Origin of the sequence: Pseudomonas sp. B35(2017) (genome assembly GCF_002113645.1) — a bacterium.
GTDB lineage: Bacteria > Pseudomonadota > Gammaproteobacteria > Pseudomonadales > Pseudomonadaceae > Aquipseudomonas > Aquipseudomonas ekonensis.
In genome coordinates this window covers 124,829-140,518 of the sequence record NZ_NEIZ01000009.1, presented here as the reverse complement: position 1 = coordinate 140,518, position 15,690 = coordinate 124,829, and the positions used below count along the sequence as shown (strand labels likewise).

Annotated in this window: 2 protein-coding genes; both read right to left on the bottom strand. The window is 67.5% G+C overall.

Annotated elements, in window-relative coordinates:
- Positions 1 to 33: 33 nt before the first annotated feature.
- Positions 34 to 10,275: a non-ribosomal peptide synthetase gene (locus CAG41_RS16975; RefSeq protein WP_085707235.1), complete on the bottom strand. Its 10,242-nt coding sequence runs from the start codon at positions 10,273 to 10,275 to the stop codon at positions 34 to 36.
- Positions 10,276 to 10,382: 107 nt separating this feature from the next.
- On the bottom strand, positions 10,383 to 15,635 hold the full coding sequence (locus tag CAG41_RS16970) for a non-ribosomal peptide synthetase (RefSeq protein WP_085707234.1): 5,253 nt from the start codon (positions 15,633 to 15,635) through the stop codon (positions 10,383 to 10,385).
- Positions 15,636 to 15,690: the final 55 nt, after the last annotated feature.

Here is a 15,690-nt window from a genome sequence, read left to right as displayed (position 1 = left end):
CACTCCTTATCGAACCGATCTTGATCATTTTTTTTATCCGAGCAGCTTGTAGATGCAGGGGGTGGCGGCTTCGAGAATGCTGTAGTGGTCGGCCTGCAGCGCCTGGCCGGCGAACGACTGTCCGCACCATCGGCGCCAATGCGTCTCGCTGGCCGCGTTGTCCTGGGTGTGCAGCAGGTTCACGGGGCTGTTGACCCCGTTCCGGGGGGCATACGTGGACAGCGCCTGTTGGTTGGCCGCGAAGACCGCCAGGCGCCGCTCCAGTTGGGCGTCGTCCAGGCTGTCCGGGATCAGGCCGGTGCGGCGGGCCGCCGCGACGGTCGCCGCGTCCCGGTCCGGTTGCGCCATGAGCTGGCTCAGGCGCTCGGCCGAGAACGGCAGGTCCATCGACAGCGAACGGGCCAGATCCACTAGGTAGGCGCCCAGCGGCCACGCCTGGGCCGGCGACGCCAGGCCCGGGGCAGGCGCGTCGATCAGCAGCAACCGGCGCACGGGCTGGTCGTGCATTTCGAGCTGGCGCGCCATTTCGAAGGCGATCACACCGCCCATCGACCAGCCGCCCAAGTAGTACGGCCCGGTCGGCTGCACCCGGCGCATCTGCTCGATGTAGGCCGTGGCCAGCGCTTCGATGCTGTCGCCGGGCGAGGTGCCTTCTTCGAGCCCGGCGGACTGGAACGCATGGACGGTGAAGTCGTCGGGCAACAGGTGCGCCAGCCGGATGTAGGGCGACACGGTTCCGCCCACGGCATGCACCAGGAACAGGTGCTTGCTCCCGCCTTCCTTAAGCTGCATGCGTGTCGAGCTGCGTTCGGCATCGCCCTGGCTGATCTTGCGCACAAAGGCTCCCAGGTCCGCCGACTCGAACACCTGTCGCACCTCGGCCGCGAGGCCGAGTTCCCGGTTGACCTGATCGACCATCTTCATGGCCAGCAGCGAATGACCGCCTTTCTCGAAGAAGTTGTCGTTCAGGCCGATCGCGTCGAGCTTGAGGGTCGACTTCCAGATGTGGGCCACGCTCTTTTCCAGTGCCGTGGCCGGCGCCTGCGTCGACGGCTCGCTCTGCCGGGGCGTGCCCGCCAGGGCGGACAGTGCTTGCCGGTCGACTTTGCCGTTGTGCAGCAGCGGCAGTCGCTCAACGAAGCTGAAGCTCATGTCCGCCATGTGGCCGGGCAGGGTGCGGGACAGGAAGTCCCGCAGTTCGGCGGCGCTCGGCTGCGCGCCGGCGACGCACACCAGGTGGGCGGTGAGGCCGCAAGCGTCGCCGCCCTGGGTTTGCACGCCGACCACGGCCTGGCTGACGAGCGGGTGCGCGCACAGCTGCATTTCGATTTCGCCCAGCTCTATACGCATGCCGCGCAGCTTGATCTGCTGGTCGTTGCGGCCCAGGTACTCGATGTCGCCGCTGGCAAGGTAACGGGCCTTGTCGCCGGTCAGGTACATGCGGCTGCCCGGTGCGCCGTAGGGGTCGGGAATGAATCGCTCAGCGGTCAGTTCCGGCCGGTTGAGGTAGCCGCGCGAGAGCTGCACGCCGGCGATGTACAGGTCGCCGGTCACGCCGACGGGCACCGGTTGCAGACGGGCATCGAGCAGATAGGTGCGGGTATTGGCCACTGGCCGGCCGATCGGCACGGCATGGCGGCTTTCGTCGGGGCTGCATGGCCAGAAGGTGACGTCGATCGCCGCCTCGGTCGGCCCGTACAGGTTGTGCAGCGCGGTCGCCGGAAAGCGTGCGAAGAAGTCATTCTGCACCGCCGTGGACAAGGCTTCGCCGCTGCTGAACACCCGTCGCAGTGAGCGGCAATGGCCGGCCTGGGTATACGCCATGTAGGCACTGAGCATCGAAGGCACGAAGTGCGCCGTGGTGATCCCATGCCGTTCGATGAACGCTTCGAGGTAGCGTGGGTCTTTGTGCCCATCGGGGCGGGCCACCAGCAGTCGGGCACCGACGCTCAACGGCCAGAAGAACTCCCAGACAGAGACATCGAACGAGAACGGCGTCTTTTGCAGGACCTTGTCCGCAGCGTCCAGCGGGTATTGGGCCTGCATCCACTGGATGCGGTTGATGATCGCCTGATGGGTGTTCAGCGAACCTTTCGGCTTGCCGGTGGAACCGGAGGTATAGATGCAGTAGGCCAGGCCCAACGGATCGACCGTCCGCTGCGGATTGCTGCGCGGCAGCTCGGCCAGCCGCGCGGCGTCTGCGTCCAGGCACACCTGCCGGAAGGCACGCAGCGGTGCGCGCGCCTGCAAGGCCTGTTGGGTCAGGACCATCACCGGCGCCGCATCGGCCAGCAGGTAGGCGACCCGCTCGTCGGGGTAGTCCGGGTCGACCGGCACGTAGGCGGCCCCCGCCTTCAGGATGCCCAGCAAGCCGATGGTCATCTCCAGGCTTCTGTGGGCGTGCACCGCGACCAGGTCATCGTTCTTCACGCCCTGGTCGATCAGGTAGCGGGCCAATTGGTTGGCCCGCTCGTTGAGCTGGCGGTAGCTGAGCGATTGCGTTTCGAAGGTGAGCGCAACGGCATCGGGCGTGCGCTCGACCTGGCGCTCGAACAGCTGATGCAGCGCGGCCACGGGCTCGTAATCCACCTCGGTGGCGTTCCACTGCTCAAGCATCTCGTGCCTTTGCGCCGCAGACAGCAGCGGGAGGCTGGCGATAGGCTGTTCCGGATCGTCCACCGCAGCGCAGGCCAGGTTGATCAAATGGCTAGCCATGCGCTCGATGCTGGCGGCGTCGAACAGGTCGCGGTTGTATTCCCAGCGCATCTGGTAGCCCTGGTCCGAGGGCGTCAGTTCCAGGCTCAGGTCGAACTTGGCGGTGGTCGTTCCGATGTCGAACGGTGCGACTTCCACACCCGGCAGTTGCAGGGCCTGCGGGACGGTGTTCTGCAGCACGAACAGCACCTGGAACAACGGCGGGCGGCTCAGGTCCCGAGGCAGCTCCAGGGCCTCGACGACTTTCTCGAACGGCAGGTCCTGGTTGGCGTAGGCGCCGAGGGTGGTCTGGCGGATCTGATCGAGCAACGCGCTGAAGCTCGGGTTGCCTTCCAGCCGGGTGCGCAAGGCCAGGGTGTTGACGAACAGGCCGATCAGCGGCTCGACCTCGGCCCGGGTGCGGTTGGCGATCGGGGTGCCGACGACGATGTCGTGCTGGCCGCTGTAGCGGGCCAGCAGCAGGTTGAACAGGGCCAGCAGGGTCATGAACGGCGTGGCGCCGTGCCGTTGGCCCAAGGCGTCGATCTGCCCGGACAGCTGACGGCCCAGCGACAGGCTGAGCGCGTGCCCGCGGTAGGTCTGGATCGCCGGGCGCGGCCGGTCGGTCGGCAGGTCAAGGCTGGCGGGGGCGTGGGCCAGCTGTTTGCGCCAATAGTCCGCCTGCGCCGCGAACACGCGGGGCGCCTGCCACTGGCGCTGCCAGGCGGCGTAGTCGGCGTACTGGATCTCCAGCGGCGGCAAGGACGCCGGCTGTCCCTGGGCGAAGTCTTGGTAGAGCGCCATGACCTCGCGGCTGAGCACGGCGATGGACCAGCCGTCGCTGATGATGTGATGCAGGGTGAACAGCAAGACATGCCGTTGCTCGCCGAGCTGCAGCAGGGTGGTGCGCAGCAACGGGCCCAGCTCAAGAGAGAACAGATGCCCGGCTTCGGCCTCGGCCAGGCGGCGGGCCTCTTCGAGCGGTTGCCCGTGCTGGCGCAGATCGAGGCAGGTCAGCGCGGCCGGGCCGGCCGGATGAACTTTCGCCAGCACCTGTCCGTCGCTGTCGAGGGCGAAGGTGGTGCGCAGCGGTTCGTGACGCGCGGTCAGCTCGGTCAGGCAGCGTTGCAGCAGCGTTCGGTCCAGCGCTCCGTTGAGCTCCAGGGCCAGCGCGATGTTGTAGGCGGCGCTGGAGCGCTCAAGCCGGTTCAGGAAGAACAGGCGCTCTTGCGCGAAAGACGCGCTCCTCGCACCGGGGCCGGCATGGGCCGCGGGGATCGCCAGGCCGTTGGCCGCCGGGCTTTGGCCCAGCCGCGGCAGCAGTTGTTCGATGGTCGGGGCCTCGAACAGCGTGCGCAGGGCCAGGTCCACTTGCAGTTGCCGGCGGATGCGCGACACCACTTGGGTCGCCAGCAGCGAATGTCCGCCGAGGGCGAAGAAGTCATCGGTGACGCCGACCCGCGGCAGGTTCAGGACATCGGCCCAGATCTGCGCCAGTTGGCGCTCGCCGTCATTGCGGGGGGCGACGTGGTCGTCTTCCAGCGCTTCGTGCTGGGGACGCGGCAAGGAACGCTTGTCGACCTTGCCGCTGGGGGTCAGCGGCAAGGTGTCGAGGCAGACGAAGGCGCTTGGGACCATGTAGTCCGGCAGGCGTTGCTTGAGCTGTTCCCGGAGCGCAGCGATGTCCAGCGTATCGCCACCCTTGGCGACCAGATAACCCACCAGTTTCTTCAGGCCCGGACGGTCCTCCCTGACCGTGGCCGCCGCAGCGGCCACGCCGTCGAGGGTCATCAGGGCCTGTTCCACTTCGGCCAGCTCGATGCGGAAACCGCGGATCTTGACCTGGTGGTCGGAGCGTCCCAGGTACTCGATGTTGCCGTCCGGCAGATAGCGTGCGACGTCGCCGGTCTTGTACATCCGCGCCCCCGGCGCCGGGCTGTGGGGGTTGGGGATGAAGCGTTCGGCGGTGATGTCCGTGCGCTCCCAGTAGCAGCGCGCCAGGTGGATGCCGGCGATGTAGAGGTCGCCGCGCACGCCCACGGGCACCGGCTCCAGGTCGGCGTCGAGCACGTACATCTGTGAGTTGAACAGCGGTTTGCCGATCGGGGGCAGCGCCGGCCACTGCGTCGGGTCGCCGGTGAGACGGTAGCCGGTGACGAAATGCGACTCGGTGGGGCCGTACTGGTTGTGCAGCAACGCGGCGGGCAGCTTCTGGAACAGTTCGACGACTTCCTGGGTGATCTGCAGTTGCTCGCCGCCGCAGACGATTTCCCGGAGGCAAGCCAACTGATCGAGATCGGCGGCGGCGTCGGCGATCCCTTGCAAGGCCACGAACGGGATGAACAGCCGGGCAATGCGTTGCCGCTCGATGAGTTCGAGCAGCAGCACCGGATCCTTGCGGGTCTCTTCGCTGACCATCACCAGCGTGCCGCCGCTGGCCCAGGTGGAAAAGAACTCGTCGAAGCTGACGTCGAAACTCAGGGGCGAGAATTGCAGCGTGTTGTCGCCTTGGCCCAGTTGCGACTCGGTGAGTTGCCATTGCACCAGGTTGGTCAGCATCTCGTGGGTCAATGCTGCGCCCTTGGGCTGGCCGGTCGAGCCCGAGGTGTAGATCACATAGCACAGGCTCAGCAGGTGTTGCGGCTGGCTTGGGTTGACCGACGACTCGTTCCAGGCGTCGTCGCAGCGGTCCATGCAGACCAGGGTTTCGCAGCAGCCCTCGACGCGGTGGCGCAGGCTGGTGAGGGTGACGATGAGGTCGGCCCGGGCATCCTGGGCCATGAAGCGCAGGCGCTCGGTCGGATAGCTTGGGTCCATGGGCACGCACACCGCACCGGCCTTGAGGATGCCGAGAATCGCGACCGGTACGTGCAGCGAGCGCTCCAGGCAGATGCCCACCAGGGTGTCAGGCATGACACCGGCGCGTTGCAGGTAGCGGGCGAACTGGTTGGAGCGCGCTTCCAGTTGGCGGTAGCTCAGTGATTCGTCGCCGAAGACCGCCGCCGGCAGGTCGGCGCAACGCTCGGCCATTTCCGTGAACAGACTGTGCACCGGCAGCGGACGGAAAGCCTGCTGCGTCGCGTTCCAGCCGTGGAGCAGTTGCTGTTTGTCCGCCTCGGTGATCATCGCGATCCGCCGCAGCGGCTGGTCTGGCGCCGCCACGGCCGAACGGGCCAGGGTCTCGAAGTGGCTGGCCATGCGTTCCACGGTCGCGGCGTCGAAGAGGTCGCGGTTGTATTCCCAGCGCATGCGGTAGCCCTGGTCCGACGGCGTCAGCTCCAGGGTCAGGTCGAACTTGGCGGTGGTCGCCTCGACCGCCAGCTGCGCGATCTCAAGGCCCGGCAACGTGAACGCCTCGGTCGGCGCGTTCTGCAGCACGAACATCACCTGGAACAACGGCGAGCGGCTCATGTCCCGGGGCAGTTCCAGGGCCTCGACGACTTTCTCGAACGGCACGTCCTGGTTGGCGTAGGCGCCGAGGGTGGTCTGGCGGACCTGTTCAAGCAATGCGCTGAAGCTCGGGTTGCCTTCCAGCCGGGTGCGCAAGGCCAGGGTGTTGACGAACAGGCCGATCAGCGGCTCGACCTCGGCCCGGGTGCGGTTGGCGATCGGGGTGCCGACGACGATGTCGTGCTGGCCGCTGTAGCGGGCCAGCAGCAGGTTGAACAGGGCCAGCAGGGTCATGAACGGCGTGGCGCCGTGGCGCTGGCCCAAGGCATCGATCTGCCCGGACACTTGCGCGTCCAGCGACCGCTGGATCACGTGCCCGCGGTAGGTCTGGATCGCCGGCCGCACGCGGTCGGTGGGCAGCTCCAGGGTGGTGGGGGCGTTGGCCAGGTGCTCGCGCCAGAAGGCGGTCTGGGGCTCGAACTCGATGGGGGCCTGCCATTGACGCTGCCAGAAGGCGTAGTCGCTGTACTGGATCTCCAGCGCCGGCAGCGGGGATGGCTGGCCTTGGGCGAAGGCCCGGTACAGGGCCATGACTTCGCGGGCCAGCAGGGCGATGGACCAGCCGTCGCCGACGATGTGGTGCAAGGTGAACAGCAAGGCATGCCGTTGCTCGCCGAGCTGCAGCAGGGTGGTGCGCAGCAACGGCCCTTGTTCGAGCGCGAACAGTTGCCGGGCCTCGGCCTCCGCCAGGCGGCGGGCCTCTTCGAGCGGTTGCCCGTGCTGGCGCAGATCGAGGCAGGCCAGCGCGGCGGGAGCGGCCGGATGGACCTGCGCCTGGGCCTTGCCGTTCTCGTCGAGGATGAACGTGGTGCGCAGGCTGGCGTGACGCTGGATGAGCGTATCCAGACAGCGCTGCAGCACCGCTGCGTCCAGCGGGCCGTTCAGCTCCAGGGCAAGCGCGATGTTGTAGGCCGCGCTGTCAGGTTCGAAATGGCTGAGGAAGAACAGGCGTTCCTGGGCGAAGGACAACGGCTGCAGCGTCTGCGGCAGCGTGTAGGCGAGGATCGGCGGGCTCTCTCGGCCCGCCTGCGCGTCGAGGTTGTCGACCAGTTGGGCGATGGTCGGCGTTTCGAACAGGCTGCGGACCGGGATGTCGATCTTCAGGTGCTTGCGCATCCGGGAGATGACCTGGGTCGCGAGCAGCGAGTGCCCGCCCAGTTCGAAGAAGTTGTCGGTGACGGCGATGTCCTGCCGCTTGAGGACCTGTTGCCAGATGTCGGCGATGGCCTTTTCCAGGGGCGTGGAGGGCGGCTGGCCCGCTGCCGTCCGGGCGACCGGCTCCGGTGCGGGGAGGCGCTTGCGGTCGATCTTGCCGTTGGGGGTCAACGGCAGCTGTTCGAGCGCCACGAAATGGTTGGGGATCATGTAGCCGGGCAAGGTCAGCCCCAGGTGCTGGCGCATGATCGCCGGATCCAGCGTGTGGCCCTCGGCAAGGCGCAGGTAGGCCACGATCTGCCGCTCGCCGGGCACGTCCTCCCGAACGGCGACCACGGCCTGGAGCACCGCGGGGTGGCGATCCAGCTGCTGCTCGATTTCCCCCAGCTCGATGCGGAACCCGCGCACCTTGACCTGGTTGTCGATCCGTCCGAGGAACTCGATGTCACCGTTGGCCAGCCAGCGAACCAGGTCGCCGGTCTTGTACAGCCGTGCGCCCGGCTCGCTGGCGTACGGATCGGGGACGAACTTCTGTGCGGTCAGTTCGGCGCGGTTCAGGTAGCCGCGGCTGACCCCTTCGCCACCGATGTGCAGTTCGCCCGGGCTGCCGATGGCGCACAGGTGGCCGCTTTCATCGAGGATCCGCAGCACCGTGTTGGCGATCGGTTCGCCGATCGGGCAGTGGGTCGAGGTCACCCGGCCGACGGCCGACCAGATGGTGGTTTCGGTCGGCCCGTACATGTTCCACAACGACTCGGTGCGTTGCAGCAGTTTGTCCGCCAGCTCCGGCGCCAGGGCCTCGCCGCCGCACAGGGCCTTGAGCTTGAGCGTGCTCGGCCAACCGGCTTCGAGCATCAGCCAGTAGGTCGAGGGCGTGGCCTGGATGACCGTCGCGTCATGGGCCATCGCCAGCTTGATCAGCGCATGCCCGTCCGCCGCCGCCTCGCGCTCGGCCAGAACGATGCTGGCGCCGCTCACCAGCGGCAAGAACAGCTCCAGGACACTGATATCGAATGAAATGGAGGTCACCGCCAGCAAGCGATCCGTTGCGCCGATGCCGGGCTTCGCCGTCATCGAGCGGAGGAAATTGACCACCGCGCGATGGGGCACCTGAACGCCTTTGGGCAGGCCGGTGGAGCCCGAGGTGTAGATCACGTAAGCGGTGTTCAGGGCCGCGACGGGAGGACGGGTGACGACGGCGGCCCGGTTCGGATCAAGGTCCTCCAGGGTCACGACGGCGGACGCGTGCCCGGCGAAGGCTTCGGCGTGCTGGCGCTCGGTCAGCAAGATCGGCGCCTGCGAGTCCTGGAGCATGTGCAGCAGGCGGGCGTGCGGATAGGCGGGATCCATGGGGACATAGGCGGCCCCGGCCATCCAGGTGCCGAGCAAGGCCGCCACCATGCCGACGGAGCGGTCCAGGCACACGGCCACGCAGCTGTCCGGCCCGGCGCCCAGCTCCAGCAGGTGGGCGGCGATGGCTTGGGCCTGCTGTTCGAGCTGGCGATAGCTCACGTGCTGTCCGGCGCAGACGATGGCCGTGGCGTCGGGTGTCAGCCGTGCCTGATCGAGGAACAGGTCGTGTACGCAGCGCTCGGCCGACAGGGCGAATCCGGCGTCGGGCTGGGGCGCCAGCCGGGACAGGCGCTCCGCCGGCGGCAGCAGTTCCAGGTCACCGATGGGGCGGCCCGGGTCGGCGACGATGGACGCCAGCAAGACGTGCAGGTAGCTGCTCAGACGCTCGATGCTGTCCCGGTCGTACAGCGCGGTGCGGTACTCGAAGAAGCCGCCCAGCACACCGTCGCGTATGTGCATTTCCAGCGACAGGTCGAACTTGGCGAAGCGGCTGTTCTGGGGCAGCACGCTCGCGGTGGTGGCGTCGAGCGTCAGCGCCTGGGCGATGTCCTGGTTGAAGAAGGAGAACATCACCTGGAACAGCGGTGAGTGGTTGAGCTCGCGGGTAGGGCACAAGGCTTCCACCAGCCGCTCGAACGGCACGTCCTGATGCTCGTCGGCATCGAGCAGGCGCGATTGGGCCTGTTTCAGGTAGTCGGCGAAGGGTTGTCCGGCACCGACCTGGCTACGGAACACCAGGGTGTTGACGAAGAAACCGATCAGCGCCTGAGTCTGCGCGTCGTTACGGTTGGCGACCGGATAACCGACGCTGATGTCGGCTTGGTTGCTCACGCGGAACAGCAGGCTGTTGAACGCACAGAGCAGCGTGGCGAACAGGGTCGCCTGGTGGCGCTGGCTGAGCTGCTGGAGGCGCTCCGTCAGGTCGCGGGGCAACTCGAAATGCACCCGCTCGCCGGCGTGGTCCAGGCGAGGCGGGCGAGGGCGGTCGCTCGGCAGCTCCAGCACGCCCGGCGCCCCTTCGAGCCGGCTCGCCCAGTAGTCGAGCTGGGCCTGGAGGGTTTCGCCCTGCAGCCAGTCCCGTTGCCAGTGGGCGTAGTCGGCGTAGTGCACCTCAAGTTCCGGCAGGACGGGATCGTCGCCGCGCAGCCGGGCGTTGTAGAGCGCGCTCAACTCGTTGAGCAGCAGCGTCATGGACCACCCGTCGGAGACGATGTGGTGCAGGGTCAGCAGCAGGATGTGCTCGTGGGGGCCGACCCTGATCGCGCTGGCGCGGATCAGCGGGGCCTGGGCCAGATCGAAGGGCTTGGCCGCTTCTTCATCGATGTACTGCTGCAGTGTTAGGTGCCGGTCATGCAACGCTTGCAGGTCGATGCACTCGATCCGCACCGGTGCGTGGTGCTCGATGACCTGCACCGGCAGGTCGTCGGCCACGTCAAAGCGGGTGCGCAATGCCTCGTGGCGTGCGATGACCGCATTGAGGCTGTGTTCGAGCGCGTCGAGGCGCAGCGGGCCCTCGATCCGGCAGGCCGCCGGTATGTTGTACAGGCCAGTGCCCGGCTCATATTGCTCAAGAAACCACAGACGCTGTTGAGCGAAGGAGGTACTGAATTGATCTGACGACATGACTCACACTCTCATCTGGTTTCTTGTGCTGGGCGTTTGCGGTGCCTGGGGCACCTCCGGGCCTTGGCGGGCGAGGCCAAGGCCCGGATCGGCGTTCAAGGCATTGCTCAGTCGACGGCCTGGTTGCGCGCCAGGCGCTTGATCGGCGGTGCCGATGCGCGCGGCGTGCGTTTCTGGGCGTCGAGCCAGGCCGCCATGGCCGCCACCGTCGGCGACTCGAAGAGCACCTTCAGCGGCGGGCTCAGCGCGAACAGCGCCTGGGTTCTGGCGAGGATCTGTGTGGCCAGCAACGAATGCCCGCCCAGCTCGAAGAAGCTGTCGTTGACCCCGATCCGGGGAACCTTCAGCACGTCTTGCCAGATCTCGGCCAGTGCCGTTTCGGTGGCCGTGCCGGGCGCGACGTAGCGTTCGTCCGAGGAGGCCAGGCGCACGTCCGTGGCCGGCAGCGCCTGGCGGTCGATCTTGCCGTTGGCGTTCAGCGGCAGGGCATCGAGCACCACGAAGAAACTCGGCACCATGTAGTCGGGCAAGGTCTTGGCCAGGTGCTGGCGCAAGCGGGCGCTGTCGGCCTCGCTGGCGCTGGCGGCGACGAACGCCACCAGGCAGGGGGCGCCGCTGGCATCGTCGCGGGGCACGACCACGGCCTCGCGCACGGCGGGGAAGTCGAGCAGGGCGTTTTCGATTTCCCCCAGCTCGATGCGAAAGCCCCGGATCTTGATCTGATGGTCGCTGCGGCCCAGGTACTGGATATCACCCGAAGGCAGGTAGCGCCCGCGGTCCCCGGTGAGGTACATGCGCCCGCCGTCGGCACCGTGCGGGTCGGGCAGGAAGCGCTCGGCGGTCAGGTCGGGACGCCCCAGGTAGCCACGGGCGAGCTGCACCCCGGCGATGTAGAGGTCGCCGATGACCCCGACCGGCACGGGCGCCAAGGCTTCGTCCAGGATGTACATCCGCGTGTTGGCCACCGGCCGGCCGATCGGCACCAGCGCGTGGCGATAGTCGGGCTGGCATTGCCAGTAGGTGACGTCCACGGCCGCTTCGGTGGGGCCGTACAGGTTGTGCAGCCGGGCTTGCGGGTAGCGGGCGAGAAACTGGTTGGCCACCGTGACAGGCAGCGCCTCGCCGCTGCTGAACACCAAACGCAACGGGCTGGCGTGCGGGGCGTTCCCGGCGGCGAGAAAGGCCTGCAGCATCGAGGGCACGAAGTGCAGGGTGGTCACGCCCTGGGCCTGGATCACCTCCGTCAGGTAGGCCGGATCCTTGTGCCCCTCGGGCTTGGCGATGACCAGCCGGGCACCGTGCAGCAGCGTCCAGAAGAATTCCCAGACCGAGACATCGAAGGCGAAGGGGGTCTTCTGCAGCACCCGGTCATCGCTGGACAGGCCGTACTGTTCCTGCATCCACAGCAACCGGTTGACCACGGCGGCATGGCTGTTCATCGCCCCTTTCGGACGGCCCGTCGACCCCGAGGTGTAGATGCAGTACGCCAGGCATTGGGCGTCGCCGCGCTGCAGGTTGGCGGTGGGCTGGCTGGCGATCAGTGCCTGATCGGTGTCCAGCCACAGGGTCGGCAATGCATGTGCGGGCAGGCAGTGCCGCAGGCTTTGCTCGGAGACCAGCACCACAGGCTTGGCGTCTTCGAGCATGTAGGCCAGGCGTTCGGCCGGGTAGTGCGGGTCGAGGGGGACGTAGGCGCCGCCGGCCTTGAGGATCGCCAGCAGGCCGATGACCATTTGCGGGCCGCGCTCCAGGCACAAAGCGACCAACGAATCAGGCGTGACCCCGCACCCGACCAGGTGGTGGGCCAACTGGTTGGCCGAGGCGTTGAGCTGGGCGTAGCTCAACGGTTGCCCCTCGAAGACCAGGGCAATGGCGTCGGGGCTGCGTTCGGCCTGCGCCTCGAACAGGGCGTGCAGGGTTTTCCCCGTCGGGTAGTCCCTGGCGGTGTCGTTCCATTGCTGCGTCAGCCGTTGCTTCTCGCTGTCGCGCAAAAGGGGCAGGTGGCCGACCGGCACCTGCGGCCGGGTGGTGGCGCCGTCGAGCAACAGGAGGTAGTGATCCAGCAGGCGCTCGACGCTCTGCGCGCTGTAGAGCCCGGTGTTGTACTCGCACGCGAGTTCCAGGCGGCCGCCCGCGTTGTGCACTTCGATCTTCAGCTCGAAAGCGGCGTGGTGGATGCTGCCGGCGTGATGACCGGTGAGGCTGATGCGGCGGTCCTCCGGGCCGGCCTGGCGTGGCGGGGTCTGGGCCAGTTCGCTGTGGAAGTTCATCACCACCTGGGCATAGGGCGTGCCGGTCGCCTGCCGGGAGGGCGCCAGATGCTTGAGGATCAGCTCGAAGGGAATCTGCTGGTCGTAGGTGCTCAGCAAGCGCTGCGCGGTGCTTTCCAGCAGTGCGGCGAAACACGCGTCGGCCGGCACACGGCTGCGCAGCGGAACCACGTTGATGAAGTTGCCCACCAGGCCTTCGGTGCCTTGCGGGCGGTTCGCGGACATCACCCCGAGGCACAGGTCATCCTGCCCGGTCATGCGCTGCAGCAGCACCGTCATGGCGCTGAGCAAGACCATGAACAGCGTCGCGTCATGGCGCTGCGCGAAGGTTTCGAGCTGACGGGCGAGCGCCGGCGGCACCTCGACCGTTTTCACCGCGCCTTCCTGGGTGTGGCCGTCCTGACGCGCAAAATCGGTCGGCAGATCCAGCGCGGTCGGGGCGCCCGACAGGTGTTCCCGCCAGAACGCCAGGCGTTGTTCGAGCCATTGGCCGGTCAGGTGCTGCTGCTCCCAGACGGCGTAGTCGGCATAGTCGATGGCCAGCGGCGGCAGCGCGACGGCATGGCCGCGCGCGAGCGCGTCGTAGATCGCCAGGAACTCCCTCTCCAGCACTTGGCTCGACCAGCCATCGCAAATGATGTGGTGCAGGGTCAGCAACAACACATGCCGTTGCGGCGCACTGCGCAGCAGGCACGCCCGGATCAGCGGCCCCTGGGAGAGGTTGAAGGGGCGGTGGGCTTCGCGGCGGATGGCGTCGTCGATGTCGGCCGGTCGGCTCAGGTCGATCCGCTCAAGGGGAATGTGCAGCGCCGGGAGGATCCGTTGCCGCAGCACACCGCCTTCGCTGTCGAACAGGGTGCGCAGCGGCATGTGGCGCTCCACCAGCCGATCCAGCGCCTGCTGGACGATCTGCGGATCCACCGGGCCCTCGATGTCCAACGCCAAGGGCAATGAGTAGAACGGGTTTTCCGGTTGGTATTGGTCGAGGAACCAGAAGCGCTGCTGGGCATAGGACAACGGCAACGGATCGTTGCCCGTTGCGCGGACGATGGCGGGCAGGGCGGGGGCCGAATGCGCCGATGCGCTGGCGATCGCGCGGGCCATGGCGCGCAGGGTCGGCGAGTGGAAGAGCGTACTCAGCGGCAGTTCGACGTCGAACCGCTTGCGCACCTCCAGCATCATCTGCGTGGCCAGCAGCGAGTGTCCGCCCAACTGAAAGAAGCTGTCGCTGCTGGAAATCTCCGGCCGATCCAGCGTGGCTTGCCAGATCGCCGACAGCGCCGCCTCGATGTCGGCCAGCGCCGGGTCGTCCTGGGCCTCCTGGTCGTCGGCCCGGTCTTGCCGGTGCCAGGCCCAAACGGCCCTGATGGCAGCGTCCTGGAACAGTTGCCGGCAGCGGGCGCGCTGGATCTTGCCGCTGGACGTGCGGGGAATGGCGCCGGTCTTGACCAGCAGCAGCGCCGACAGGTCGAAGACCTCATGCCGCTCGGCCAGCTCCGCCTGCAACCGGGCCACCAGCGTGTCGGTGTCGGGCTGATGCCGCGCTTCCAGCTCCTGCACCACCACCAACTGGGTGGACTCGCCGTCCTCGATGGAGAAGGCCGCGCAACCGTTGGCGCGGAATGCCGGGTCCAGGGCTTCGACCGTGATTTCGATGTCCTGGGGGTAGATGTTGCGGCCGCTGAAGATCATCACTTCCTTCAGGCGACCGGTGATGTACAGCTCGCCCTCGCTGACGAAACCCAGGTCGCCGGTGCGGAACCAGCGCGCATCGTCATCCGTGGCGCGGGTGTGAAACACGCGGCTCTCTTCTTCGCGGCGCCAGTAGCCCCGGGCGGTCGACGGCCCGCTGATCCAGACTTCGCCCACCTGTTCCGGGCCGAGCCGGACGGCGGTCTGCGGATGGAAGATCGCCAGTTGGTGGTCGGCGGTGACCACGGTGCCGGTGGCGACGACTTCCACGGCGTCCGCGGCGTGCGGCTGAGGTTCCACCCGGCCGCTTTCCAGGGCGCTTTTGCTGATGCTGCGGATCTTCGGCAGTTGCCCGGCGGCAGTGCGGGTGTTGGCGCTCACCAACAACACTGACTCCGCCATGCCGTAGGCGGGAATCATCGACTGCGGTTGCAGCCCGCACTCGGCAAACGCTTCCACGAACGAGCGCAAGGTCGCCGGACGGATGCGTTCGGCGCCGTTGACCGCGATGTCCAGGCAACTCAGGTCGATGGACTGCTTCTGCGCCGCGCTGATGCGCTGCACGCACAGCTGGAAGGCGAAGTTGGGCCCGCCGGTGACCCGGGCACGGTAGTCGGCGATCAGTTTCAGCCAGCGGAACGGGCGCATCACGAACGCCGCCGGCGGGAACTGCACGCAGTGGCTGGCCAGGTAGACCGGCAGGATGATGGCGCCGATCAGGCCGAAGTCGTGATGCGGGGGCAGCCATGAAACGAAGACGTCCTGCTCGCGGATCCCGTAGGTGCGCTTCGACAGTTCGACGTTGGCCAACAGGTTCGCGTTGCTGACCATCACGCCTTTCGGGGCGCCGGTCGAGCCGGAAGTGTATTGCAGGAACACGATGTCGCTCGCCACGGTCGGCGGGTGCTGCCAGTGCTCGCTGGCATCGTCCAGGGTGTCGCTGGCCAGCCACGTGAGGCCGGTCAGCGGGCAGTCCGCCTCGCTGTCCGCCGTCATGCGGTCAAGGGCGCCGGACACCTTGTCGAGGGTCAGGGCGAGGGCAGGTTGCGAGTCGACCGCCAGCAGTTGCAGGCGCGGCAGGGTCTTGGCGTTGGCCGGCGACAGGGCCGGCACCGCGATGACACCGGCATAGACGCAGGCATAGAACGCGATGATGTATTCCAGGCACGGCGGATACACCAGCAGCACCCGGTCGCCCGGGCGGGTCAGGCGCTGCAGGTGCGCCGCCAGGCTGCGGGCCTTGTGGTCCAGTTGGGCGTAGGTCAGCGAGCCGCTGACCGAATCCCCGTCATCCAGGTAGGTGAACGCCAGGCGTTCGGCGCTCGGCTCGCCTGGCGAGGCCCTGAACCGGACGACATCGAGGAGGGTGGCGAAGGTGTGCATCGGGGACTTGTCCATGTCACGACTCTGAAGAATTCGCGGTTTCGTTGAGGAGCGTGGTACGGCGGCGCGC